The organism is Amycolatopsis coloradensis (assembly GCF_001953865.1).
GTDB classification, from domain to species: Bacteria; Actinomycetota; Actinomycetes; order Mycobacteriales; family Pseudonocardiaceae; genus Amycolatopsis; species Amycolatopsis coloradensis.
Genome location: NZ_MQUQ01000028.1, coordinates 1 through 23,815, shown reverse-complemented (window position 1 = coordinate 23,815; position 23,815 = coordinate 1). Strand labels below are relative to the sequence as shown.

Sequence of the window (23,815 nt, the reverse complement as noted above, 5' to 3'; positions counted from 1 at the left end):
CGTCACCACTCCCCGAGGTGGGTCATGCGCTCGGCGACGCGTTCCGGCGTCGGCTGCGAGAGGTGACCCGCGAGCTTGCCGTCGGCCAGGAACAGCACGCCGTGCGCGGCCGACGCCGCGACCGGGTCATGGGTGACCATCAGCACGGTCTGCCCCATGTCGTCCACAATGGAGCGAAGGAGGTCGAGAACCTGCCGCGCAGTGCGGGTGTCCAGCGCTCCGGTCGGCTCGTCGGCGAGGACGACTTCCGGTCGCGTGATCAGCGCGCGGGCGATCGCGACGCGCTGCTGCTGGCCGCCGGACAGTTCCGACGGGCGGTGTTCGAGCCGCTTCGCGATCCCGACGCCTTCGACGATCTCGCGCATCCACTGCGGGTCGGGCTTCTTCCCGGCCAGCCGCATCGGCAGGGTGATGTTCTGCAAAACGTTCAGCGAAGGCAACAGGTTGTAGGCCTGGAAGATGAACCCGATGCGGGTCCTCCGCAGCTCAGTGAGCGCTTTCTCCTTCAGCCTGCCCAGTTCCGTGTCCCCCAGCAGCACCCGTCCCGAACTCGCCCGGTCCAGCCCGGCCGCACAGTGCAGGAAGGTGCTCTTGCCCGAACCCGACGGCCCCATCACCGCGGTGAACGTGCCTCTGCGCACCTCGACGGTCACCCCGTTCAACGCCGTGACCGCGCCGTCACCGGATCCGTAGACCTTGCTCACGGATTCCAGTTTCAAGGCGCACGCGCCCCCTGCATTCATTGGTTCCCCTTAACGGTGGTGATCTCTCCTGTCTGAACCTACGGCCGTCAAGGGATGGAAACGATCCCGCGTGAGGGAAGACTCGTGGTAGCGCTGGCACCACCACGAGCCATGGCCGGTGAAGCAATCGCCCAGCCCAAAGTCGGGTCCATTGTGCCTCTTATCACTACTGGCAAGCCCCTGACCGCATCCTCAAGCATGATCGAGGCCATACCCGCGTTCCTTGAACGCATTCGTGAGGAATGCGCTCCGACCACAGTGGACCGATACGTCGTCACGCGAAGACACCATCCTTGACGAAAGGCAGCCTTGGAAAGCGATCAGGTCTCCGCCCCGGCCATCGCGATCCGGGACGCACTCACCGCGGACGTGCCCCTGCTGGCTCAGGCGGACTCACTGGCCGCGGCCGGGCACTCCGGCAGGCACGCCGAGATCCGGCACTGGGTGACCACCGCCGACACCCGGATCGCGCACACCCGCGGGCGGATAATCGGCTACTGCGTCACCGAACGCGCTTTCTTCGGTCAGGCCTTCGTCACGATGCTCATGGTCGCCGAGAACACCCGCGGCCTCGGAGTCGGCGCCCGCCTGCTGCTGGACGCGCAACAGCGCCGGGCCACCCCCAAACTGTTCACCTCCACGAACCTGTCCAACCAGCCCATGCAGCGGCTCCTCACCCGCCTTGGCTGGCAGTCCGCGGGAATCGTCTACGGCCTCGACGACGGAGATCCCGAGCTGTTCTTCCTCGCCCCCGCGAAGACCCAGCTGCCGTGAAGCCTCTCGTTCACCCCGGCGGACAACGCACTGTCACACGCGAAGGTCAGGCGGCGGGTCGGATTCGCGCCGCCTCGACTATCGGGTGGTCAGTCGCCCTTGGCCAACCGGTCGTTGATCCGGCGGGCCAGATCGGCGGTGAAGCCCACGGCAGGCACGGTGTGACCGAGAGCGGCGAGGATCACGTCGAGATGGGTGTCCACCATGGCTTCGATCAACGTGGTGAGTGTCGCGGTGGTGGATCGGGCCCGGCTCCACCCCAGCGCGGCGGTGCCTATTCCGACCAACACCGCGGGGTACCAAGAGATCCCGAGGCCGAGGTACAGCACGCCCCAGCCGACGAGCCTGGTGGCCGACCTGAACTGTGCTTCGGCCGCCTGCACCGGAGTACGGACCGTTTCCGGGACCAGCAACCACAAGCGCGGCCACACCAAGCCCAGATCGAGTCCGTGGTACTGCCCGGCGATCCGGGCGTTCAGCAGCCGGAACCGCTCACCGATCCAGGACGGGTGTTGTGGACGGTAGGCGGATACCGGCTCCACCCCCGCCCTGACCGCCGCCCGGTCGAACAGCCTGCCGCGCAAGGCCACCAGCCCCCGCGCGAGCCGGCTCGCCGGTCCGCGCCACGGTCTGGTCCAGACCGCCTCGGCCAGGCTGCCGACCGCCTGCGCGGCCATGGCCGCCGCCGTGGCACCGACCAGCAGGAAGACGGCCACCGCCGCGACCGGCAGGCGCGGCGCCTCCCGCACGATCCAGCCGGCAACCGAGGCAAGGTCGAACGCGGAGCGGTGGCCCAGCCGGACCGCGCACACCGCCGCGGCGACGAACAACGCCCCCGGCAGCACGAGAGTCGCGACCCATCGCTCGGCGAGTTTGCCGCTCAGCGACGACAAGAAGGGGTTCACGGCATCGCGCCCGTCGGCAGCATCGGCTCGTCGTCGAACAGGGCGCACACGGGCGGGTGCCCGTCGTCGTCCCGATGGTCGTGGCGTGAGCACACCTTGCGCGGGCAGCCGTAGTCGCCACGCCCGGTCCGTGGCACGCGAGCGCTTCGTGGGGTGGGGTACACAGGCATGCTGTCGGGAGTGCCCGCGCTCCTGGTCGGCTCCGCCGACTCGGCGTCCAGCAGGTCGAACTGCCTGCACGCGTCCAAGGCCGAACCGCCCTCTCGCACTCGGGAGGCGGCGCGTTCGAGCCTGTCGGTCCATCGGCCGGCGATGGCGGCCCGGCGCAGATCCGGCATGACGGTGCACCACAGAACGAGTGCTTGTCCCTCGTCGAATACCGCCACGTCGCCCCTCCCTTGTGCCATCCTGGATCGTCTACCGCACCGTAGTGGGTGGCGAAGGAGGAGTGGACATCTCGCTCTGGGAACGCATCCGCCGTTGTCTGGAAACAGGCGAGGCCGACGAGGTCACCACACCCGCCGCCGTGGCGGACGCCGCTCGCCTGGTCCTGCCTGCCATCGGTACCGGTCTGCCTCCCGAGATGCTTCGAGAACTCGGAATGCTGCACTGGCTGCGGCATTGCGCCCTGCCGCCGGGCAGCGTCGGGCCTGATATCCAGATCTGCACGGAACTGTTCGCCCCGCTCGCCGAATCCTTTCCGGGCGTAGTGCCACCGCCGGTGCTCAGCTGGCTTCAGGAGAACCACTATCCGGGACTCACGCCCGTGGAACTTGGGCCTTTCTACGCGTCGGTGATCACCGATGCCGCTTTGGCGGCCGCTGATCCCGTCCTGACCGACCTGGGGGCAGCCGCATGTCGCGCCGCCGTCGACGTCGGCAGCGAGGTCGACCGTCCGGCGCACCGGCTCAACCTGATGGTGCTGTTGCATCAGCGCTTCGCATGGACGACCGCCGAGGCGGATCTGGACGACGCCATCGCGGCAGGCCGCGCGGCACTCGAGCCGGCCGGGCACCCCCTAGCCGCGGCGGTCCGGTTTCCCCTCGGGGTCGCTCTGCTTACCCGGTTCGGCATCCGCGGGCAGGAACGGGACCTCACCGACAGCACGGTGCTCCTGCGCGAAGCTGCGTCGTCTCTGCCGCCCGGCGACCCGAATCGCGTCGCCTACCTGTCGCAGTTCGCCGTGGCCTTGGAGACCCGGTGCGATATCGGCGGTCCGCTCGCCGTGGTCGAGGAGTACATCGAGGTGACCAGGGAAATTCTCGCGAGCTGCGCTTCGGATGACCCGGCATTCGGTGAAGCGCTCCTCTTGCGAGGCAGCGCCCTGCGGGTCAGGTTCGTCCGTACGGGGAATCCCGCCGACATCGCCGATAGTGTCCGATACCTGCGGGAGACGCTGAGGAGCCTCCCCGAGGGCAGCGAGTCGCATGTCCCCGCGCTGCTCAACCTCGCAGGCTCCCTCCAGACCCGGTTCGCGTATGCCTCGGCCTTCACCACACCTGGCGGTGGCGACGAAGCCGACCTGGCCGAAGCCATCGCACTGGCCAGGGAGGCCGACGCGGCCATCGGAGAAGGCCACCCGCTGAGGTGGGCGGTCGAGGCCACGCTGGCGACTGTGCTGCGAGCCGGCAACACGGACCCTGCCGAGGCGATAAGGGCGGCGAGAGCGACCTTGGCGGGACTGCCCGCGGACAGTCCGCTTCGCGGGACCGCGCTGCTGTCGCTCGGTGAGTCACTTCGCCGCCAATACCAGGCAACCGATGACCAGGAGGTCCTCCGGGAAGCCGTGGACGTCCTTCGTGAGGCGAAGACGGCCGGCGCGGGCGGTCCACTCGGCCGGGCACCGATGCTCACGGCCCTGTCGATGGTGCTGTATGAGGCGATCAAGCTGGCGGGCACCGACGGTGCGATCGATGAAAGTGAGCTCGATGAGGCCATCGAGACAACGAGAGCGGCAGCGCAGGGCATGCCCGGTGACACGGTGATCCGTGGCCAGCAGCTCTGGCAGCTGGCGGAACTGCTGCGGTGGCGCTTCTCGCGCACAGGCCAGGCGACGGACCTTGACGAGCGGATCGAGACGCTGCGGGCGACGGTGCCACTGGCTCCCGGCGCCCCCGCGTCGACGCAGTGTTTGTCCGCCCTCTCGGGCGCGCTCAGCGTCCGGTACGCCCGGAATCCGGACCCAGCCGACCTCGACGAGTCCGTCGCCGCGTTGTGCCGGGTCGTCGAGACCCTGCCCGCGGACGGCCCCGAACTGCCCGGCCTGCAGGCGGACACCGCGTTGGCGCACCTGCAACGCTTCGAAGCCAGGGGCGAGCCCGCCGACAGGGAGACGGCGACCCGGCTGATCCGTTCAGCGCTCGCCGCTACCGGCGCGGACGACTCGAGTCGTTATCGGATGCTCGGCATTCTGGCCGCGATATCAAACTCGACGGCCACCTCGGAACGCGACCCCGAGAAGCTGACCGAAGCCATCGAAACCTGCTACGCGGCAACGCCACCCGGCGCGGTCCCGACGGTGGCTGTCACCCTCACCCTGAGCAACGCGCTTACGTCCCGCTACGAGAACACCGGTGCCCAAGCGGACCTGGAGGCGGCCGCCACGACACTGCGGGCCGCGTTGGCGCATGCCACCGGAATGAACCGGGCCGTGCTCGTGAACAACCTCATCCAGGTGCTTCGCATCCGTTATTACCGCCATGGCGACAAAAACGCACTGACCGAGGCGATCGACACCGGTAAAGCGGCACTTCGGACCAGCCCCGATGTGGTGCTGCTGGCGGGAAATGTCGCGGCCGCACAGACCGACCGATACGAGTGGGCCCGCGACCCCGCCGATCTCACCGAGGCCGTCGACGCGCTGCGGTCGGTGCTCGGCCGGGCCAGGGCGGACAATCCGGACCTGCCGACGCTCCGGTTCTATCTCGGCCACGCCCTGCGAGTCCGCTTCCAGGCCATGGCCTCCACCGCCGATCTGGACGAGGCGATCGCGGTGCTGCGGTCCGGTCTCGCTTCGTCCAGATCGCGCGACCAGACGGTCCACTTCAGCCTGCTGCTCGGAACCGCACTGTCACTTCACGGACAGTGGTCGAACGACCCGGCCGCGCTCGCCGAGGCGAGCGAACTGCTGGAAGTCGCGGGTGATGGGCTACCAGTGGCGAACCCTGGCCGGATCACGGCCGAGGTCTTCTTGGCGAACACGCTCCGCCTGCGTTTTCTCAACTCGGGAGAAGAGCCTCTGCTCACCGAAGCGATCGAAATCGGCAGAGAGGCCCTCGCCCACACCCAGGACGAGGAGGTTAACCGGGCGTACACGCTGATCATGCTGGGCACCCTGCTGACCCTGCGGTTCGATCGGACCGGCGACCTCGAGGTGCTGGCAGAGTCGATCGAGGTGCTGCGCCGCGGGGTGGCCGCCGCGGGCACGAACAACGCGACAACGGCGAACGCCTTGTCCGAGCTGGCGTACGCACTGCGTGGCCGGTACAGCGTCCTGGCGGAGCGCGCCGATCTGAACGAGGCCATCGCGGCCGCCGAGCGCGCCGCGACCCTGCCGGGCACGACACCGACCGAACGGAGTGTTCATGTCACCGCACTGGCCCTTGGCCTGCTGACCAGATCGCTGGCCACCGGCGATCTCGACGACCTCGACGCCGCCGTCGACTTGGGCCGCGAGGCCGCGAGCGCGCCCAACTGGTACGTCGCCTCGGCGGTCAACCTGATGACGCTGGGGCTGGCACTGTGGTCCCGGTTCGATCGGACCGGAACGGTTTCCGACCTCAATGCCGCCATCGACGCGTTGTTCGAGGCGGCGGAGGGCGCCCACCCCGGGCACACGATGCGGCCCATCATGCTGACCAACCTGTCCAACGCGCTACGCACGCGGGCGGGTCTGCTCGGCTCGGCCGCCGACCTCGACGCCGCCGTGGACGCCGGACGATCGGCCGCCGCCGCCGCGCCGGCGGACCACCCGGCGGTGTCGATATGCCTGATGAACCTCGGGACCGCGCTGCACATCCGGTACCTGGAAAGGCGCGACACCGCGGACCTCGACGCCGCGGTCGCCGCCCTGAACGAGGCGATGGACCGCAGCACACCCCAGAGCTCGAACCGGAGAGAGATCCTGATGAACCTGGCGGGGCTGCTGCGCACCCGCCGTGACCGGCGCCCGGACCGGGACGCACTGGACCGGGCCGTCGCACTCGTCCGGGAGGCGATCGCGATCACCGACGTGACGCACTCGATGTACCCGCTGTGCGTCCTCAGCCTTTCGACCGTGCTGCACACCAGGTACGACAGCGGTGGTGACGACGCGGACGCGGCCGAGTCGATCGAGTCGGCCCAACAGGCCATCGACAGCATGGCCGCCGGTGACCCTCGGATAGCGGTGGCCTGGGTGACGCTGGGAAGGCTGCACGAGCGCAGGCGTGTCGAAGGCGGGGACGGCTTCGACGCCGCGGTCGCCGCCTACCGAACAGCGGTCGAATCTCCCGCCACGGCACCGACGTATCGGGCGGCCGCGGCCAGATTGTGGGCCGAGTCGGCTGTCCGGCACCGCGACTGGGCCTCCGCGACGGAGGCGTTCGGCGTCGCTGTCGCGCTGATGCCCCAGGTGGCCTGGCACGGCGTCGAACGCGACGCACGCGAGCGCAGGCTGACGGTGTGGGAAGGCCTGGCGAGGGCGGCCGCCGCCGCGGCGCTGGAGGCCGGTGACCCCGGCCGGGCCGTGGAACTGCTCGAGCAAGGCCGCTCCGTGTTGTGGTCTCAGGCGTTGCAGACCAGGGACGACCTGTCGATGCTGCGGGAACGTGACCTCGCGTTGCACGATCGGCTGCGCGCCGTGGCGACGAAGCTGGCGGCCACGGCCTTGCCCGACATCCCGGAGGCCGCCGTCACGACCGATCCGTGGAGCGACCCGAGCCAGCGCACGCAATCCGACCGGATCAAGCTGGCCGAGGACTGGGACCGGTTGCTCACCGAAGCACGCGCCTTGCCCGGACTGGAATACCTACTGCGGATCCCGCCGCTGACCACCTTGCGTGAGGGTCTGCCTGACGGCCCCATCGTCCTGCTCAACGTCGACGAAGCCCGATGTGACGCCTTGATCGTGCACCGGGACCGCGACGTCGAGCAAGTTCCGTTGCCCGATCTGTCGTATGTGGAGGCTGGGCGACGGGCAGAGGGGTACCTGCGGGCGTTGAAGCTGCTGGAAAATCCAGGCGGGCCAGGCGATTTCGCCACCACCGGCGCCAGGCAAACGGTGCACGCGACCCTGGAATGGTTGTGGGACACCGTCGCCGATCCGGTGCTGACCCGGTTGGGCTACACCGGCCACGACGAGCCGTTGCCACGACTGTGGTGGTGCCCCACCGGATCACTGACCCTGCTCCCGCTGCACGCCGCCGGTTACCACGACCCGGCCGACACCCCCACCGGACGCACGGTGATCGATCGCGCGGTGTCGTCCTACACGCCGACACTGCGTGCGCTGGCGAAGGCGAACATCGCCGACGCTGTCGAGCCCGCCGACCGACGTGTCCTCGTGGTCGGCATGCCGGAGACCCCACCAGTTCCAGGCACGCCGGACATGTGCCCGCTGCCTTGCGCCCGCGCGGAAGCCGAGTTCCTTTCTCGCGCGCTCCCCCTCGGTCGCACGTCGCGGGTCGCCGACACCGCCACCCACGCCGCGGTCATCGCCGACCTGCGCACTCACGCCGTCGCACATTTCGCCTGCCATGGCGGACAAAACCTGCGACAGCCGGCAACGGGCAGTCTCTACCTGTGGGACAAACCACTGACCGTGCTCGAGGTCGCGGAACTGGATCTCGAGCACGCCGAACTCGCCTACCTGTCGGCCTGCAGCACGGCGATCGGAGGCACGACCCTGCCCGACGAGGCCATCCACCTCGCCGCGGCACTCCAGCTCGCGGGTTACCGCCAGGTGATCGCCACCCTGTGGACCATCACGGACCGGACCGCGGTCGAGGTGACCGAGATGATGTACACCGGGCTGCTCGGGCCTTCGGGCCTGCGTCTCGACGGCACCGCCCAGCTGCTCCACCGCACCGTGCGTGCCTTGCGCGACTCGGCTCCCCGCAACCCGGCCATCTGGGCCTCATACGTCCACTTCGGACCGTGAACGACGGAGCCTGACTCGACCCGCGCATCGTGGTCCGGCTCGTTTTCGTCCTCTCATGCCGCGATGTGACCGAGCCGGGCGTACCGGATGAGTTCAGGCTCGGTTCTCCGTGGCTAGGTCGTCGATGATCCATCGCAAGGCGCTTACTGCGTTCGAGTACCGCGGGTACCTCGGGCTCTGGCTTGACTCGGGCTCGCAGCCCACTACGGACCCAAGCAACCCGTGCCCCGCCGCCAGTCGACTTGCGAGCGCTCGCCGCGGGCCCTTGACCGCGATGAGCACGCTCACCGGCACCTCCACGCAGCCGAGGCTGGGCAGCGCGACCAGGCCGAGCAGGAAGAAGGAGATCGACAGCGTCCCGCGCGTCTCGTCCGGAGCGGCGACCGGTCCGTACTCCGGGGCACGCCGCGTTCCGGCTCCCGGGACCGGGTGGGAGACTGTCCGGGTGATCACCCGGCTCCGGTCCTGTTGGTCCGCGATCCGGTACCTGGCGGTCGGCGCGGCTTCTTCGGTCGTCGATTGGTTCGTTCTCGTCGGCATGCTGTTCGTGCTGCTGATGTGCCCGTTCGGTGTCGGGATCCCGGCGGTGCCGTACGCGCTCAAGCTGATCAGGTACCCGGTCAACTTCGAACGCCGTCGCGCCGCGCGCCTGCTCGACGAGCCGATCCCCGAGCCGTACCGGTCCGGGAACCCGGTGACCGACCCGGCCTCGCGACGGGACCTGGGGTGGCTCGTTTTCCACGCCGCCACCGGTTTCGTCATCGGCATCTTCGCCATCGCCTTTCCGCTCGGCGGGCTCCGGCAGGTGGCCACCGCGTTCATCTGGCCGATGATTCCCGGCGGGGTGGAAAGTTCACTCGGATTCCTCGTCACCTCGTGGCCGCTGGCCGCACTCAGCCTGATCACCGGTGTCGGCATGATCGCCCTGATATTCCTCTACCCCCGGCTGGCCCGGTGGCAGGCGTCCGTCGCGCGCAAGCTGCTCGCTCCCGCCCCCGGTGTCGTGCTGACCGACCGCGTCGTCGAACTGGCTGCGTCGCGTGCCGCCGCGCTGGAGGCGCACGGCGCCGAACTCCGGCGGCTGGAACGGGATCTGCACGACGGTACGCAGGCGCGGATCGCCGCGGTGGTATTGCAACTGGGGATCGCCGATTCGCTGTTCGACAAGGATCCTCAGCGGGCCAGGGAGTTGCTGGGCAAGGCGCAGGACACCGCGACCGGCGCGCTGGCCGAGCTGCGCAGCGTCGTGCGGAGCATCTACCCGCCGCTGCTGACCGATCGCGGCCTCGACGGCGCTGTCACGGCGCTGGCCGATCGCTGCCCCGTTCCGTGCACAGTGGCCGTTCTGAGCGACAGCCGCCGTCCCGCCGCGGTCGAGGCGGCCGCCTACTTCGTCGTCGCGGAGATGCTGGCCAACATCACCAAACACTCCGGCGCCGAACACGCCTGGATCACGCTCAACGGCAACGCCGACACCCTGCTCATCGAAATCCGCGACGACGGTCACGGCGGCGCCGACGAATCGGGTGGGTCCGGCCTGTCCGGGATCCGCAAACGTGCGGAAGCGTTCGACGGGACCTTGCAGTTGTCCAGCCCCGCCGGTGGGCCGACCGTACTGAAAGTGGAGTTGCCATGCGGGTCGTGATCGTCGAGGACGACGCGCTGCTGCGCGAAGGCCTGGTGATGCTGCTGAACACGTCCGGCATCGACGTCGCCGCGGCGGTGGACGATGTGGACGAGTTTCTCGAACTGGTCACCGAAGACCGACCTGACGCGGTGATCACCGACGTCCGGCTGCCGCCGACCCACACCGACGAAGGACTCCGTGCCGCCGTCAAGGCGCGGAAGATGCATCCCGGGCTGCCCGTGCTCGTGCTGTCCGCACACGTCGAAACCGGCTACGCGGCGGAACTCCTGGCCGACGGCAAGGGTGCTGTCGGGTACCTGCTCAAGGAACGCGTCGGGAAGGTCGAGAAGTTCCTCGACGCGCTGGACCGGGTCGTCAAGGGCGGGACGGCGATGGATCCCGAGGTGATCACCCAGCTCATGGCGCACCGCCGGGCGACCGATCCGCTCGAAGGGCTGACCGCGCGGGAGCGCGAGGTGCTCGGGCTGATGGCGGAGGGCTACAACAACACGACCATCGCCGAACTGCTGGTGGTGAGTGACGGCGCGGTGCACAAGCACATCCGGAACATCTTCGCGAAACTCGGGTTGCCGGAGGACAGCGGGCATCGGCGGGTGCTGGCGGTGCTGGCCTACTTGGGCGGAAAGGGCTGAGCGCGAGTCCTCTCTCAGGTACATGAAGGACCCCTCATGTACTCGCGAAGGCGCGAAGGTCGCGTTTCCTCGGCTGAGCCGAGGGGCCCGGCAAAGTCGCAGAGCTGCTGGTCAGCGCTGTTCCGGGTACCCGGATGTGACACCGCTGGCGCCCGCAAGGGTCGAACGGGAAGGATTTCGGACGGTGAACGTCCGAAATCCTCCCCGCTCGGGGTCTCCGCAACCGGTATGTCCCCCATCCTCGATCGTCAGCCTCACACGGCGACAAAGAGCTGCCTGACCTGCAAGACCTCGACTTCGCCGGGGCCCTCCGCACGCACTGTCGCGGTGACTGGTGGTGCCACTGAGGCTCAAGGTGGCGTTCCGGATCCGCCTCTTGGCCCTCACCGCCCCATCACTCGCGACACGTCCGCTGGGGCTGAGGCGGCTGTTCGCCCCACGGACCGTAAGTGGCGCTCAAGGGTTTCGGACACCAGAACGGTAGCGCCAGCACCACCCCGCGACGGAGGTCACTCCCCTGTTCCGCCTCCCCGCCGTTCCATAGCGTCTTTCCCATGAACGACACCAAAAACGCCGGCGGCACGATGGTCACCGCCTCTCTCTGGCTCGTCTTCCTCGTCAGCGCCGCCGCCAACGCGATCGGACAGTTCGCGGGGATGGACTGGACCCTCCGCATGATCGCGGGAGGTGTCTCGGTCGTCTGCATCGTGCTTCTGGTGATCCGTTACGTGGCACGGCGCCGAAGCTAGACCTTCGGTGTCGCACGCACTCCGTGGTGCAGGTACGGCTCTCCGGTCGGCAACGTGTAGAAGGTGACCGGCATCCAGGTCCGCGCGCCCGGTTCACGGCAGACGTAGAGCGAGTCGGTCACCGGGACCAGGTCGAACTCCTGTGTCTTCTCCGGCACGAGTTCGGCCAGCGGTCCCGTGGCGCTCTGCCGGAGCCGGAGTCCGTCCCCTTCGGACAGCACCTCCATCGTCACTCCGGCCCGTTCGTAAACACCGACGTGCCTCGAACCGTCGACGGTGACCGGTGTCGCGGGCGGCTCCAGCGGCCGCGGCATCGCCACGTCGGCGAGTTCGGCGAAGATCTCGCGGTACAACTCCTGGAACAGGTCGCGGGTGTTGCCGCCGTTGGTGAGCAGGGTGACGGCGAGCCCTTGATCGGGCAGCAGCCGCAGGAACGCGGACTGGCCGATCGTGTTGCCGTCGTGGCCGATGACGCGCCGTCCGCTCCAGTCGTCGCGGATCCAGCCGAGACCCCAGGAGTCCCCGAGGGAGTGCTTCTCGGGGAGGTCGGCCTGTTTCTCGGCCATCGCGGCGACGGACGCCGTGGTCAGGATCCGCACACCGGACGGCGTCAGTCCGCCGGTCAGGTGCAGGCGCGCGAATCCGAGCACGTCCTTGGTGGTCGCGGTGATCAAGCCCGCCGGACCCATGTTCCTCGGCAGGCCCCAAATCGGTGCGGGCCGCGGCTCCTCGTCCTCACCGGCGACGTGACCGACGGCGGCGCGGAACATCAGCGCTTCCTCGGGCAGCGTCACGGTGTGGGTGAGGCCGAGCGGAGTGAACAGTTTCTCCCGCATCGCCGAGTCCCAGGTCTGCCCGGTGAGCTTTTCGATCACCCGGCCCATGAGCACGAAACCCGAGTTGCAGTAGGAGAAGGTCTCGCCGAGCGGATGGTTCTGCGCGGCCTGGTCGAGGATTTCGACGTAGCGCTCGAGACAGTCGTCGCCGCGCCCGGTGTCGGTGAAGACGTCGCCGTCGATCCCGCTGGTGTGCGTCAGCAGATGCCGCATGGTCACCTGTTTGGCGACGTCCGGATCGGCCAGCCGCAGTTCGGGGACGACGTCGGAGATCGGCGCGTCCAGGTCGAGGAGCCCTTCGTCGACCAGTTGCATCACCACGGTCGCGGTCCACACCTTGGAGACCGAGCCGATCTGGAACACCGAGTCCTCGGTGACCTCGACCCCGGTCGCGGTGTTGAGTACACCGAACGAAACGTGCGCCTCCGCACCGTCCACGATCCGCGTGATGCCCAGCGCCGCACCGGGGACGCGGTACTTGCGCGCCAGTTCGGCCAGGCGCCGCCGCCAGTGCGCCGCCTCGATCGGCACTCGGGACACCCCGTCGGCCGGGGCCGCGTACTGCTCGACCCAGTCGAGGACGCGCCGGTTGAAGTCGAGGCGGTGCGAGGGCGGGCCGTCGAGGATGAACAGATGCGAGGCGCCCGGATACAGCACCAGCCGGGTCGGGACGCCACGCGCACGCAGGGCGCCGAACCACTGCTCGGCCTGGCCGACCGGGCAGCGCTCGTCTTCCGCGCCCTGGATGACCAGGGTCGGCGTCCGGACCTGGTCGACCCTGGCGAACGGCGAGAACTTCGCGTAGTCCCGGGACGGGTCGCCGATCTCGCGGACGGCCAGGTAGTACCCGGCGTCGGAGGTGCCCTCCATGCTGGTCAGGTCGCTGACCACGCCACCGGAGACGGCGGCGGCGAAGCGGTTGTCGCGGCTGGTCAGGTAGCAGGTCATGAACCCGCCGTAGCTGTAGCCCGCCACAGCGAGCCGGTCCGCGTCGGCGATCCCTTCGGTGACCAGGTGGTCCAGCGGTTCGAGGAAGTCGGCGGCGTCGGCGACACCCCATCCGCCGACGGCGCCCGTGAAGAAGTCCTCGCCGTAGCCGTCGCTGCCTCGCGGGTTGAGCAGCAGCACCGCCCAGCCTCGCGCGACGAGTGCCTGGTGGTACAGGTGGATCGAGTCGGCCGCGCCGTTCCAGGCGTTGTGCGGGCCGCCGTGGATGTCGAGCAACAGCGGCGAGGCCTCCGGCTTGGCGGGATTACGCAGCAGCCAGCCATGGACGACCGTGCCGTCCGCGATGGCGAATTCCCGCTCTTCGTGGCGGAACAAGTCCACCTCGGCGACCGAGGCGCCGTGCTTCGTCCGCACGTCGACGGCGCCGGTGTCCTGATCGACGACGGCGATCTCGCCGAACGAGGTGGCCGTGGTCATGGCGACCACGATCCTCCCGTCCGCGGTGTCCATTCCGGACACGACGCGGTCCGCGCCTGCCAGCACCGCGCGCGGACTTCTGCCGTCGGTGTCCACTGTGTACAGATGGGTGCAGCCGCGGTCACGGACGCCGAACAGCACGGAAGCACCGTCCGCGGTCAGCTTCGGCAGCGCGCCGGGATAACCGGCACCGCCGGACATCACGTTCCGGTCCAAAGTGGACGTCAGATCGACGGCAACGCCACCGTCGAGCGGGACCCGCAGCAGCCCGATGTGGCCGACTTCGGTGTCAGCCCGGCCGGTCACCAGGAGTTCGCGCCCGTCGGCGGTCCAGGCGACCGTACCCACCATGCCGTTGCCTGAGCCGATCAGTCGCGGCTCGGAAGCCTTCGTGGTCACGTCGAGAACGTAGGCGCCGGAACGGAAGGTCAGGTCCGCGTCGGCGTCCAGTCCGGCCGAGAAGGCCAGGTGCGTGCCATCGGGCGACCAGGCTGGATCACCGGCGTGCCAGTCGCCGAAGGTGACCTGCCGGACTTCCCGCGTAGCGACGTCGAGGACGTGCAGATGCTTGCGGATGGTCTTGATCAGCCCGGCCCCGTCGGCCTTGAAGTCCAGCCGGTCCGCCACCACGGAAGCGTTCGACGCGGGTTCACCACCCGCCAGGTCGACAGCCGCCGAGAACGCGATTTTGCCGCCGTCCGGGCTCCACACCGGAGCGCCCGCCCCGAGCGGAAGCTCGGTGATCCGTTCGGCCTCACCGCCCGACGACGGCAGGAACCACACCTGCGGCGGGCCGTCTTGTGCCCGCAGGAACGCGATCCGGGTGCCGTCCGGCGCCCAGTTCGGTGCCATGTCAGAGATTCCGCGGGTGAGCTGCCGCGCTTCACCGCCGGTCGCGCCGACCTCCCAGAGCGTGTACTCGTTCCGGTCTTCGTCGCGGTTCGCGGTACGCAGGACGTAGACGATCCGGTCGCCGTCCGGTGACAGCGCGGGCTGGCTGGGGACGGCGATTCCGTACAGGTCGTCGAGACCGAGACGTCGGGTCATGATGCGGTCGCTCCTCGGGGGATCGTGAGCCGGCGGCTCTCGTTTTCGCTGAAATGGCAGGCCGCCGCGTGACGTCGGTGTGCCGCGCCTTCGGCTGGATCAGCCTGGAGGCAGAGCTCGCGGTCGGCGCGGACGAGCGGGCCGACCGGGCAGCGGGTGTGATACCGGCATCCGGACGGCGGGTGGTGCGGATCGGCGGGTTCGGTGTCGGCGGTCACCTCGTCCGCGCCGGTGTCGAACAGCGACGTGTGGGCAGAAGGTGCCGCGGCGAGCAGGTCCCGGGTGTAGGGATGCTGGGGATCGGTGAGCACCTGCTCCGCCGGGCCGACCTCGACGATCCGGCCGAGGTACAGCACGGCGACGATGTCGCTGAGATAGCGGACGACGGCGAGGTTGTGCGAGATGAACAGCATCGACAGGCCGAGCCGCCGTTGCACGGACCGGACGAGGTTGAGCACCGCGCCCTGCACCGAGACGTCGAGCGCGGAGGTGATCTCGTCCGCGATCAGCACCTCCGGCCGCCCGGCCAGCGCACGGGCGAGCGCCACCCGTTGCCGCTGGCCGCCGGACAACTGCCCTGGCAGATGACCGGCGCGCTCGGGATCGAGGTTGACCAGCTCCAGGAGCCGGGCGACCTCGTCCCGCCGCGCGTCGCGACCGGAAAGGACACCGCGTGGGATCGCTTCCGTGATCGACTCCCCGATACTCATCCGGGGGTCCAAAGAGGAATACGGGTCCTGGAACACCATCTGCAACGGACGGCGCCGGGGCAGCTTCGAGACGTCCACTCCGCCCAGCAGGACCCGGCCGGAACTGACCGGTGACAGCCCGACGGCGGCGCGGGCCAAAGTCGATTTCCCCGAGCCCGACTCACCGACGAGCCCGACGACCTGTCCGGAAGGGACGGTCAGCGCGACGTGGTCGACCGCGGTGAGACCACGCCGCCCGCCGTACCGCACGCTCACCGCGTCGAAGACGAGATCGCTCATTCCGCACCTCCGGCGGTCACGGTTTCCTTGGCGGGCAGGGAAAGCGGCGCCGGGTGCCAGCACGCGACGCGATGTCCGGGTTCGACGCGTTCCAGCACCGGGTCTTCGAGACGGCATCGGTCGGTCACGGCGGGACACCGGTCGGCGAAGGCGCAGCCGGAAGGCACGCGATCCGGCTCCGGCGGACGACCGGGGATCACCGCGAGCGGCGCGTCCCGATCGGTGTCCAGGTCGAGCGTCGCGGCCAGCAGCGCCCGCGTGTAGGGATGCCGCGGCCTCCCCGCCGACGGCAGATCCTCGACCACCCGGCCCGCGTACATGACCAGCATCCGCTCACACGTCTGCGAAACGACCGCGATGTCATGGCTGATCAGGATGATCGCCGTGTTCCGCTCCGACCTGGTCTGCGCCAGCAGGCGCAGCAGCTGCCGCTGCACGGTGACGTCCAGCGCCGTGGTCGGTTCGTCGGCGATGATCAGCCGCGGGTCGCCCATCAGGCCCATGCCGATCATCGCGCGCTGCCGCATCCCACCGGAGAACTCGTGCGGGTACTGCTTCGCCCGTCGTTCGGCGGCGGGGATCCGCACGGCACGCAACCGGTCCACGGCCCGCTCGAACGCCTTGGCGCGCGGAAGGCCCTGGTGTTGTTCGGCCACCTCGGCCAGCTGACGGCCGATTCGCCTGGTCGGGTTGAACGAGGTCATCGGATCCTGGAACACCATCGCCAGCGACGTGCCCAGCAAACCGCGCAGGTCCCGTTCCGAGGTGGTCAGCAAGGGTTTCCCGGCGAATTCGAGCCGGTCCGCGGTGACCACGGCCGGCGCCTCGACCAGCCGTGACACCGCCAGCCCGGTCAGGCTCTTCCCCGAGCCCGACTCGCCGACGACACCGATCGCCTCGCCCGCGCGGACGGTGAAACTCACCCCGCGCACCGGGACCGTCCAGCCCGCCGGACGCGGGAACGCCACTTGGAGGTTCTCCACCACCAGGACGGCGTCGTCACGATCCTCGACGACGTCCTCCCGTGCCGGAGTCACCGGTCGCGGCGCGAGCCTCCGCGAGCCGGTGCGGACCCCGATCACCCCGGCCACCGTCTCCCCCACCAGGTTGAACGCGAGTCCCGCGACGACCACCGCGACACCCGGCGCCAGCGCGGCCGCCGGATTGACGTAGATCCCGTTGAGTCCTTCGCCGAGCAGCCGTCCCCAGTCGTATTCCGGTGCCTGCACACCGATTCCGAGGAACGACAACCCGGAGAACGCCAGCAGGCAGGCGCCCGCGCCGATGGTCGCGTTCACCACCAGCGGTTCACCGATGTTGGGGAGAATGTGCCGGACCAGCAACCGGATCCGGCCGACGCCGGAGATCCGCGCGGCGGACACGAAGTCCTGGCCCGCCACGGAGGCCGACAGCGTCTGAGCCAGCCGCGCGAACGCCGGGGCCAGCGCGAAACCGACCGCCAGCACCGCGCCGTGGGTACCGACTCCGAAGATGACCGAGAAGAACAGGACCAGCAACAGCCCGGGGAACGCGACCGCGATGTTCACCGCCGACGTGACCAACCGGGCGGCGGGCCGCGGCAGCAAGGACGGCAGAGTGCCGAGGACGAGCCCCGTCACCACACCGATCACCGTCGCGAGCAACGCCAACAGCACCGAAAGCCGGGTCGCCACCAGGACACGGAAGAGGATGTCGCGACCGAGGTCGTCGGTCCCCAGCCAATGCGCCGCGGACGGGCCTTGGCCGATCGCGTCGGTGTCGATCGCGAAAGCGTTGTCGTGCCACAGGATCGGAGCCAGCACCGCGAGTCCGAGCACCACGACGAGCAGCGTCGCCGAGAACGCGCCGACCGGGGCGCGCAGGGCCGCGAACCATTTCGCGTGCCGATTCACCATCTCAGCTCTCCCGGATCGTCGAGCGCGGATCGAGGACGGCCAGCAGCACGTCCACCGTCAGATTCACCAGCAGTACCCCGGTGCCGTAGACGAGCACAATCCCCTGCACCAGCGGATAGTCCTTCTGGAGGATCGACTGCGCGATGGTCGAACCGAGACCGGGCCAGGCGAACACGTTCTCCACCAGCACCGTCCCGGCGACCATCCCGGTCAGCATCAGCCCACCCATGGTCAGCGTCGCGGTCAGCGCGTTCGGCAGCGCGTGCCGGAGGTAGACCAGCCGCGCGGGCAACCGTTTCGCCCGCGCGGTGCGGATGAAGTCGTTACCCAGCACGGAAAGCGTCTCCACCCGGACGATGCGGGCGAGTACCGAGGCCGGGCCGAGCGCCAGCGCGATCACCGGGAGCACGAACGAACTCGCGTCGGCGTTCCCGGCGACCGGGAACCAGCCGAGCCGGACCGCGAAGAACGCGACCAGCGCGACCGCCACCAGGAACTCGGGAATGGCCGCGAGCAGCACACTCGTCGAGGTGAACGCCAGTTCACCGCCCCGCCGCCTGCCACCGCGGGTCAGCACGGCGAACAGGACGCCCAGCGGGATCGCGATCACGATGACCACCGCGAAGGCGGGCAACGCCAGTTGCAGGGTGGCGGGCAGCCGGTCGCCGATCACCTCGGAGACCGGCTGCCCGCTCGTCATCGACGTCCCGAAGTCACCGGTGAACAGCCCGCCGAGGTAGTGGACGTACTGCAGCCACAGCGGATCGTCGAGGCCGAGGGCCTCCCGTCGCGCGTTCACCAGTTCCACCGGCGCGGTCAGGCCGAGCGCGGCCCGGACCGGGTCGCCGGGGATCAGCTGGATCATCAGGAACGCCGTGGTGATCAAGACCCACAGCGAAACCGCGAACCGGCCGAGGCGACGCACGGCGAACGAGAGCCACGGACTTTCGCGCAACCCCGCCGGGGCGACCGCGACCGCCATCAGCCGTACATCCGGATCGACGACGGCTCGACCGAGCCGAAACTGACCTTGAATCGCGCGTTGCTGCCGAAGGTCGGGATGACCGAGTTGACGTAGGGCACGACGTCCAGCCGCTCGATGAGCGCCGTTTCCGCGGCCAGCCAGGTCGCGCAACCGGAGTCACCCGGCAGCTTCGCCGCCTCGACGGCCTGCGACACGTACCGCTGGTTCTCGATATGCGCGAAGTTCGTTCCGGCGGGCGGTTTCGGTCCCGAGACGAACGGGACGGCCTGGCTCGGCAACAACAGGGTCACCGGCGCGAGCGAGATGTCCCACTCACCGGTGTCGAAGAGCACCTGGCTGGTCCCCGGGCTGTCGAGGCCCTTGAGCGTGACCTCCGCGCCGGCGGCCTTCCATGACTGCTGCATCAGTTCGGCGGAGGGCGCCATCGTCGGCCCCACCTGAGTGCCGTAGATGGCGGTCAGCGCGAGCCGCTTGCCGTCCTTGACCCGCACGCCGTCCGCGCCCGGCTTCCAGCCAGCCGCGTCGAGACCGGCCTTCGCGGCGGCGACGTCGAACGTGGGAAGTTTCCCGCTCACCGCGTCACCGGAGCACGCCCTGGGCTCGGTGGTGACCATTCCCTGGCTGGGCGCGCCGGAACCGCCGGTGAGCACCTTGCCGATCTGGGGCAGGTCGAGGGCCTGCACCAGCGCGCGGCGAACGGCGAGATCGGCACCCGGTCGACCGGGCCCCTGGTGGAAGAACATTTCGCCGATCGGCACGACCTGTTCGCCGTGATACAGCTTCTGGGCGCGCAGGCGCTGCTGGTCCTGACCGGTGATCCTGGCGCCGTTGAGTTCACCGGACAGCAGCAGGTTCGCGGCGGTCGTGGTGTTCTGGATGATCCGGAAGGTCACCTTCTCCGGCAGGCCGGGCTGCTCACGTTGCCACTCCCCCGGTCCCCACGCGTAATCCTTCCGCCGGGTGAGGGTGTAGTGGTCGTTCGGCACGATTTCGGTCATGGTGTACATGCCGGTGCCGTACTTCCCCTTGGCCAGCGCCTGCCGGTCGGTGACGCCCTTGCCGCAGACGATCGGCAGGCCGCCCACGTTGCGCAGCAGGAACGCGTCCGGCGCCCCGCTGGTCACGGTGATCGTCCTGGCCGTGTCGTCCGCGGCCGCCTTGGTACCCGGCGCGATCGCGAGCCCGGCCATCGGGGACTTGTTCGCGGGATCGCCGATGAAGCCGATGTTCGCCGCCACGCCGCTCGCGGTCAGCGGCGTGCCGTCGTCACAGGTGACCCCGTTCCGCAGGGTGAAGGAGGCCGTGGTCGTGGTGGCCTCCCATTTCTCGGCAAGCCCCGCGATCGGTTTCCCGGTGTCGTCGAGGTTGATCAGGCTGTCGTAGAGGTAGCGGCCGATGTCCAGCGCGACCGCGAGCACGGTCATCGCCGGGTCCAGCGCTCCCGGGTCGGTGCCGATCGCCATGGTGAAGGTCTTGCCTTCGACCGGTTTCTGGTTCGCGGTCCGGTCCTGTCCGGATGGCGTCGTCCCCCCGCACGCGCTCACGGTCAAGGCCACCACGCTCGTGATCGCGGCGGTGAGCCGGGCTTTCTTCATGCGGTTCTCCTACTGGGTCGCGCTCTACGCGCGGAGGTGGGCAACGGCGAGGCGGGCGGCCTCACCGATGGCGGAATCGACCGCGGGCTGGCGGTCGGCGAGGGATTCGGCGCGGGTGAACACCGCGACGGCGTACCGGCGACCGTCCACATCGGTCACCACACCCGCTTCGTTGCGGACGGCGGGCAGCGTCCCGGTCTTCGCCGCGATCGTCACCCCGGCCGGGAAACCGGACGACATCCGATGCGGCCAGATCTGCTGGGCCATGATCGTCCGGACGCGTTCACAGGCGGCTGGATCACCCGCGCGGTCGGTCCAGATCGCGTCGAGCAAGGTGGTGATCTCACGCGGGGTCAACGACGTGGTGCGTTCCGGATCGACCACGGAGAGCTTCCACAGCTGTTCCTCACTGGCTCCGGCGAGCACGGCTTCCAGGTCGTCGTCCGGTTTCGCGCCGAGGTCGGAGAGCACCGAGGCGAACAGGTCCTCGCAGCAGCCGACCAGCCGTGTCCTGGCGAGTCCGAGATCGGCAAGCACCTGATCGACGGCCGCTTGCCCGACCCGGTGGTAGATCAGGTCGGTGGCGGCGTTGTCGCTCATCGTCAGCATGAAATGCGCGAGATCGCGCCAGCTCATCTCGACGTCGTCGGCGCAGCCGGCGGTGCCGATCCCGCCGATGCGGTACCGGGCGGTGACGCGGGTCCGGTCGGTCTCGTCGAGCCTGCCCGCGGCCACCTCCCTGGCGAAGGCGACCGCCACCGGGATCTTGAACACCGACGCCAGCACGACCTGGTCGTCCGCGCCGACGCCGACTTCGGGACCATCGGAGACGCCGACCTCGCGGGCGTGCACGAACCCGCGCGCGCCCGCCCCGGCGAAGACCGCCTCGATCTCGTCGGCGATCGCCGTCACCGGCTCACCCGCCGGTCGGCGCGTCCGGTGTGGACGTACAGCGCGCGCCCGTCGCCGTCGTCACCGACGAAGGCGTGCGGCATGTGCAGGCCCAGCCCGTCGTGTTCGACGACCAGGGTGTCGCCCTTGTAGCCGAGGAGCCTGCTCTTCTCCGGGCCCGTTCCCAGATCGGCGAAGACGCCCTTCGGTGTGCGTTCCAGCCACAGAGCGCCTTCGTCGTCCTGGCTGACGACGATGTCCGCCACCTGCGACGAGTACTCGCCCACGTAGCGAGCAGGGTCGGCCGGGACCTCCGCGGCGTTGGGCTCCGGCAGCGGCGGGACCTCGACGCCCGCCAGCTCGCCCAGCACCTTCCGGAAGATGTCCAGGTAGAGGTGCATCGGCTTGCCGCCGTTGGTCAGCAGCGCCACCGCGACGTTGCTGCCCGGCACCACCCGCAGGAACGCCGACTGGCCGATGGTGCCGCCGTCGTGGCCGATCACCGGGCCGCCCTCCCAGTCGAAGATCATCCAGCCGAGTCCCCATGCCCCGCCCATCAGGCCGAGGTAGGGCAGTTCGACCTGCCGCTCCCACATGGCGCGCGCGGTTTCGGGCTCGAGCACCTGGGTGCCGTCGTCCGCGCGGCCTTCGTTCAGATGCATGCGCACGAAGGTGAGCAGGTCGCGCGGGCGCATCGCGAGATGCGAACCGGCGGGGACGTTCGAGCGGGTCAACGCCCAGACAGGCGCGGCGACCGGCTCGTCGTCCGGCGTCGGTCGCACGTGGCCGATCGCCGCGCGGTACCGGATGGCGTCGTACGGTCCGGCGGCGGCGTGGGTCAGCCCGAGCGGCGCGAAGAGGTGCTCGCGCAGGCAATCGTCGTAGGACTTGCCGCGCAGGACTTCGACGATCCTTCCGAGCACGCAGTAACCGGCGTTGTTGTAGGAGAACATCTCTCCCGGCGGGAACAGCTGGGGAACGTCGGACAGCGTCGCCACGAGCTTCGCCACACAGTCGTCGCCCTGCCCGGTGTCGGTGAAGATGTCGCCCTCGAAACCGGACGTGTGACAGGTCAGCTGCCGCACGGTGATCCGCGACGCGGCGTCGTCGTCGGAGAGGACGAACTCGGGAAGGTAGTCGCGGACCGGCTTGTCGAGGTCCAGCCTGCCCTCGTCGACCAGCTGCATCGCGAGAGTGGTCGTCCACACCTTGGTGATCGAACCGATCTGGAAGACGGAATCCACAGTGGACTCGACGCCGGTCGCCTTGTTCACCACGCCTGCCGCGTGGTCGATCACCTCGCCGTTCGCGAAGACCGCGACGGCCGCGCCGGGCACCTGGTGTTCGGCCAGCAGGGCGGGGAGGTTCTGTTCGAGCCAGGTATCGATTTCGGAGAGTTTCGACATGGGCATCCTCGTCCGTGGAAAGGGTGGACCGGCAGTTCCCGGAATGCTAGGACGGTGACGGGCGTCACCGGTTCGTGCGGAACGACGAGAGCGGCGGGAAAATTCATCCGGGCGGACGAATCATTCGCTCCCGGCCTCGGGAAGCCTGAGCCATTCCACCGCCTGCGCGGCGGCGAAGCCGATGAACGCGTCCCGCTCCGGCACCCGCGACCGCGCGTCGACGGCGTCGGTGAAAATCCCTACCGCGTAACGGCCCCCATCCGGATACTCGACCACGCCGACCTCGTTGCGCACCGACGGCAGCGTCCCGGTCTTGCCGCTGACGCGGACCCCGTCGTCCGGGAAGCCGGACCGCAGCCGATGCGGCCACACCTGAAGCTCCATCCAGCGCCGGACGTCCGCGCACGCGGTCGGCGAAGCGGCCTCGTCACGCCAGAGCAACCCGAGCAGCCGGGTGATCTCCTCGGCGGTCGTGGCGCAGGTATGCGCCGGTCGCAGCGCGCGCAACGCCCTAATCTGCTCAATCGACAACTCGGACAGCGCCTTTTCGTCGTCCTCGTAGGAGATTCCGAGGTCTTCCCCGATGCTGCCGAGTACCTCACCGCAGTCCTGCGGAACGGTGGTGTGCTCGAAACCGAGACGCCGCAACGTCTTCTCCGTCGACTCCTTGCCGACGCGGGCGAGGATGAGATCGGTGGCGACGTTGTCGCTGATCCCGATCATCAGGATCGCGAGGTCATACCAGGACATCGTGATCCCGTGCCGGAAGGTGGCCAGGCCGTACGGGCTCGGTGTGGGGTGCCCCGGCGGGATGGTGATCCGCTCGCCGAGATCGAGCACGCCGTCGGCGGCCTGCCGCGCCAGTTCCAGCGCGATCGGGACCTTGAAGACCGACGCCGTCACGACAGGGGCGTGTTCGTCGACGCCGATCCGCCGGATGCCGTCGATCTCGGCCGCGTGCAGCCGGACACGGACTCCTACCTCTTCGGCGCGGTCGTTGATCGTTTCGATGACTTCGGACGCGGTGGGCATGGGACTCCTGTCCAGGTGGAGGGGAAAGCACCGGCGGTGCCTCACGTGCTCGCCCGGGTGCTGATCCGGGTGTCGCGAAAGCCACTTTCGGGACATCTGATGTCCCGAAAGTGGCTTTCGCGAC

The 23,815-nt window shown here is 69.2% G+C and carries 16 protein-coding genes; 5 read left to right on the top strand and 11 right to left on the bottom strand.

The genetic code is table 11. The features are described 5' to 3' along the window. Positions 1 to 2 precede the first annotated feature (2 nt). A complete protein-coding gene (locus BS329_RS37215) occupies positions 3 to 743 on the bottom strand; it encodes an ABC transporter ATP-binding protein (RefSeq protein WP_076167723.1) in 741 nt (246 codons plus the stop codon). A gap of 309 nt (positions 744 to 1,052) precedes the next feature. Between BS329_RS37215 and BS329_RS37210 the strand changes: the two genes are divergently transcribed. Further along, a complete protein-coding gene (locus tag BS329_RS37210) occupies positions 1,053 to 1,517 on the top strand; it encodes a GNAT family N-acetyltransferase (protein WP_208619351.1) in 465 nt (154 codons plus the stop codon). Between the two features lie 89 nt (positions 1,518 to 1,606). Here BS329_RS37210 and BS329_RS37205 read toward each other — a convergent pair whose 3' ends face one another. Beyond that, on the bottom strand, positions 1,607 to 2,422 hold the full coding sequence (locus BS329_RS37205; RefSeq protein WP_076167722.1) for a hypothetical protein: 816 nt from the start codon (positions 2,420 to 2,422) through the stop codon (positions 1,607 to 1,609). Beyond that, entirely contained in the window at positions 2,419 to 2,808 is a 390-nt protein-coding gene (locus BS329_RS37200; protein ID WP_084750714.1) for a hypothetical protein, read from the bottom strand. Before BS329_RS37200 ends, BS329_RS37205 begins: the two co-directional genes overlap by 4 nt. Before the next feature lie 62 nt (positions 2,809 to 2,870). Here BS329_RS37200 and BS329_RS37195 point away from each other — a divergent pair, with 62 nt between their 5' ends. From BS329_RS37195 to BS329_RS37175, 4 genes are all read left to right on the top strand, one after another. Then, on the top strand, positions 2,871 to 8,561 hold the full coding sequence (locus BS329_RS37195) for a CHAT domain-containing tetratricopeptide repeat protein (RefSeq protein ID WP_076167718.1): 5,691 nt from the start codon (positions 2,871 to 2,873) through the stop codon (positions 8,559 to 8,561). Between the two features lie 445 nt (positions 8,562 to 9,006). Beyond that, positions 9,007 to 10,206, top strand: a complete 1,200-nt coding sequence (locus tag BS329_RS37185) for a sensor histidine kinase (protein WP_076167715.1) — start codon at positions 9,007 to 9,009, stop codon at positions 10,204 to 10,206. Beyond that, positions 10,194 to 10,841: a response regulator gene (locus BS329_RS37180; protein WP_076167714.1), complete on the top strand. Its 648-nt coding sequence runs from the start codon at positions 10,194 to 10,196 to the stop codon at positions 10,839 to 10,841. Before BS329_RS37185 ends, BS329_RS37180 begins: the two co-directional genes overlap by 13 nt. Before the next feature lie 554 nt (positions 10,842 to 11,395). Next, positions 11,396 to 11,590, top strand: a complete 195-nt coding sequence (locus BS329_RS37175) for a hypothetical protein (protein ID WP_076167712.1) — start codon at positions 11,396 to 11,398, stop codon at positions 11,588 to 11,590. Here the strand turns inward: BS329_RS37175 and BS329_RS37170 are convergent. The 8 genes from BS329_RS37170 to BS329_RS37135 all read right to left on the bottom strand — a co-directional run bounded on the left by BS329_RS37170 (position 11,587) and on the right by BS329_RS37135 (position 23,691). Further along, on the bottom strand, positions 11,587 to 14,898 hold the full coding sequence (locus BS329_RS37170; protein WP_076167710.1) for a serine hydrolase: 3,312 nt from the start codon (positions 14,896 to 14,898) through the stop codon (positions 11,587 to 11,589). The two genes, BS329_RS37175 and BS329_RS37170, sit on opposite strands and share 4 nt — an antisense overlap. Beyond that, entirely contained in the window at positions 14,895 to 15,887 is a 993-nt protein-coding gene (locus BS329_RS37165) for an ABC transporter ATP-binding protein (RefSeq protein ID WP_076167709.1), read from the bottom strand. Before BS329_RS37165 ends, BS329_RS37170 begins: the two co-directional genes overlap by 4 nt. Then, positions 15,884 to 17,782 carry a dipeptide/oligopeptide/nickel ABC transporter permease/ATP-binding protein gene (locus tag BS329_RS37160; protein WP_076167707.1) on the bottom strand — a complete coding sequence of 633 codons (1,899 nt, stop codon included), beginning with the start codon at positions 17,780 to 17,782 and terminating at the stop codon, positions 15,884 to 15,886. Before BS329_RS37160 ends, BS329_RS37165 begins: the two co-directional genes overlap by 4 nt. Before the next feature lies 1 nt (position 17,783). Further along, complete coding sequence (locus BS329_RS37155) at positions 17,784 to 18,764, bottom strand: ABC transporter permease (RefSeq protein WP_076167705.1); 981 nt, start codon at positions 18,762 to 18,764, stop codon at positions 17,784 to 17,786. Continuing rightward, on the bottom strand, positions 18,764 to 20,362 hold the full coding sequence (locus BS329_RS37150; RefSeq protein ID WP_076167704.1) for an ABC transporter substrate-binding protein: 1,599 nt from the start codon (positions 20,360 to 20,362) through the stop codon (positions 18,764 to 18,766). The genes BS329_RS37155 and BS329_RS37150 overlap by 1 nt, the downstream gene beginning before the upstream one ends. Before the next feature lie 24 nt (positions 20,363 to 20,386). Continuing rightward, positions 20,387 to 21,274, bottom strand: a complete 888-nt coding sequence (locus BS329_RS37145; protein ID WP_076167702.1) for a serine hydrolase — start codon at positions 21,272 to 21,274, stop codon at positions 20,387 to 20,389. Continuing rightward, positions 21,271 to 22,659, bottom strand: coding sequence for a serine hydrolase domain-containing protein (locus tag BS329_RS37140; RefSeq protein WP_076167700.1), 1,389 nt, complete (start codon positions 22,657 to 22,659; stop codon positions 21,271 to 21,273). Before BS329_RS37140 ends, BS329_RS37145 begins: the two co-directional genes overlap by 4 nt. A 120-nt stretch (positions 22,660 to 22,779) precedes the next feature. Next, the gene (locus tag BS329_RS37135) at positions 22,780 to 23,691 is read right to left on the bottom strand and encodes a serine hydrolase (RefSeq protein WP_076167699.1); all 912 of its coding nucleotides are present in this window, start codon (positions 23,689 to 23,691) and stop codon (positions 22,780 to 22,782) included. Between the last annotated feature and the right edge of the window lie 124 nt (positions 23,692 to 23,815).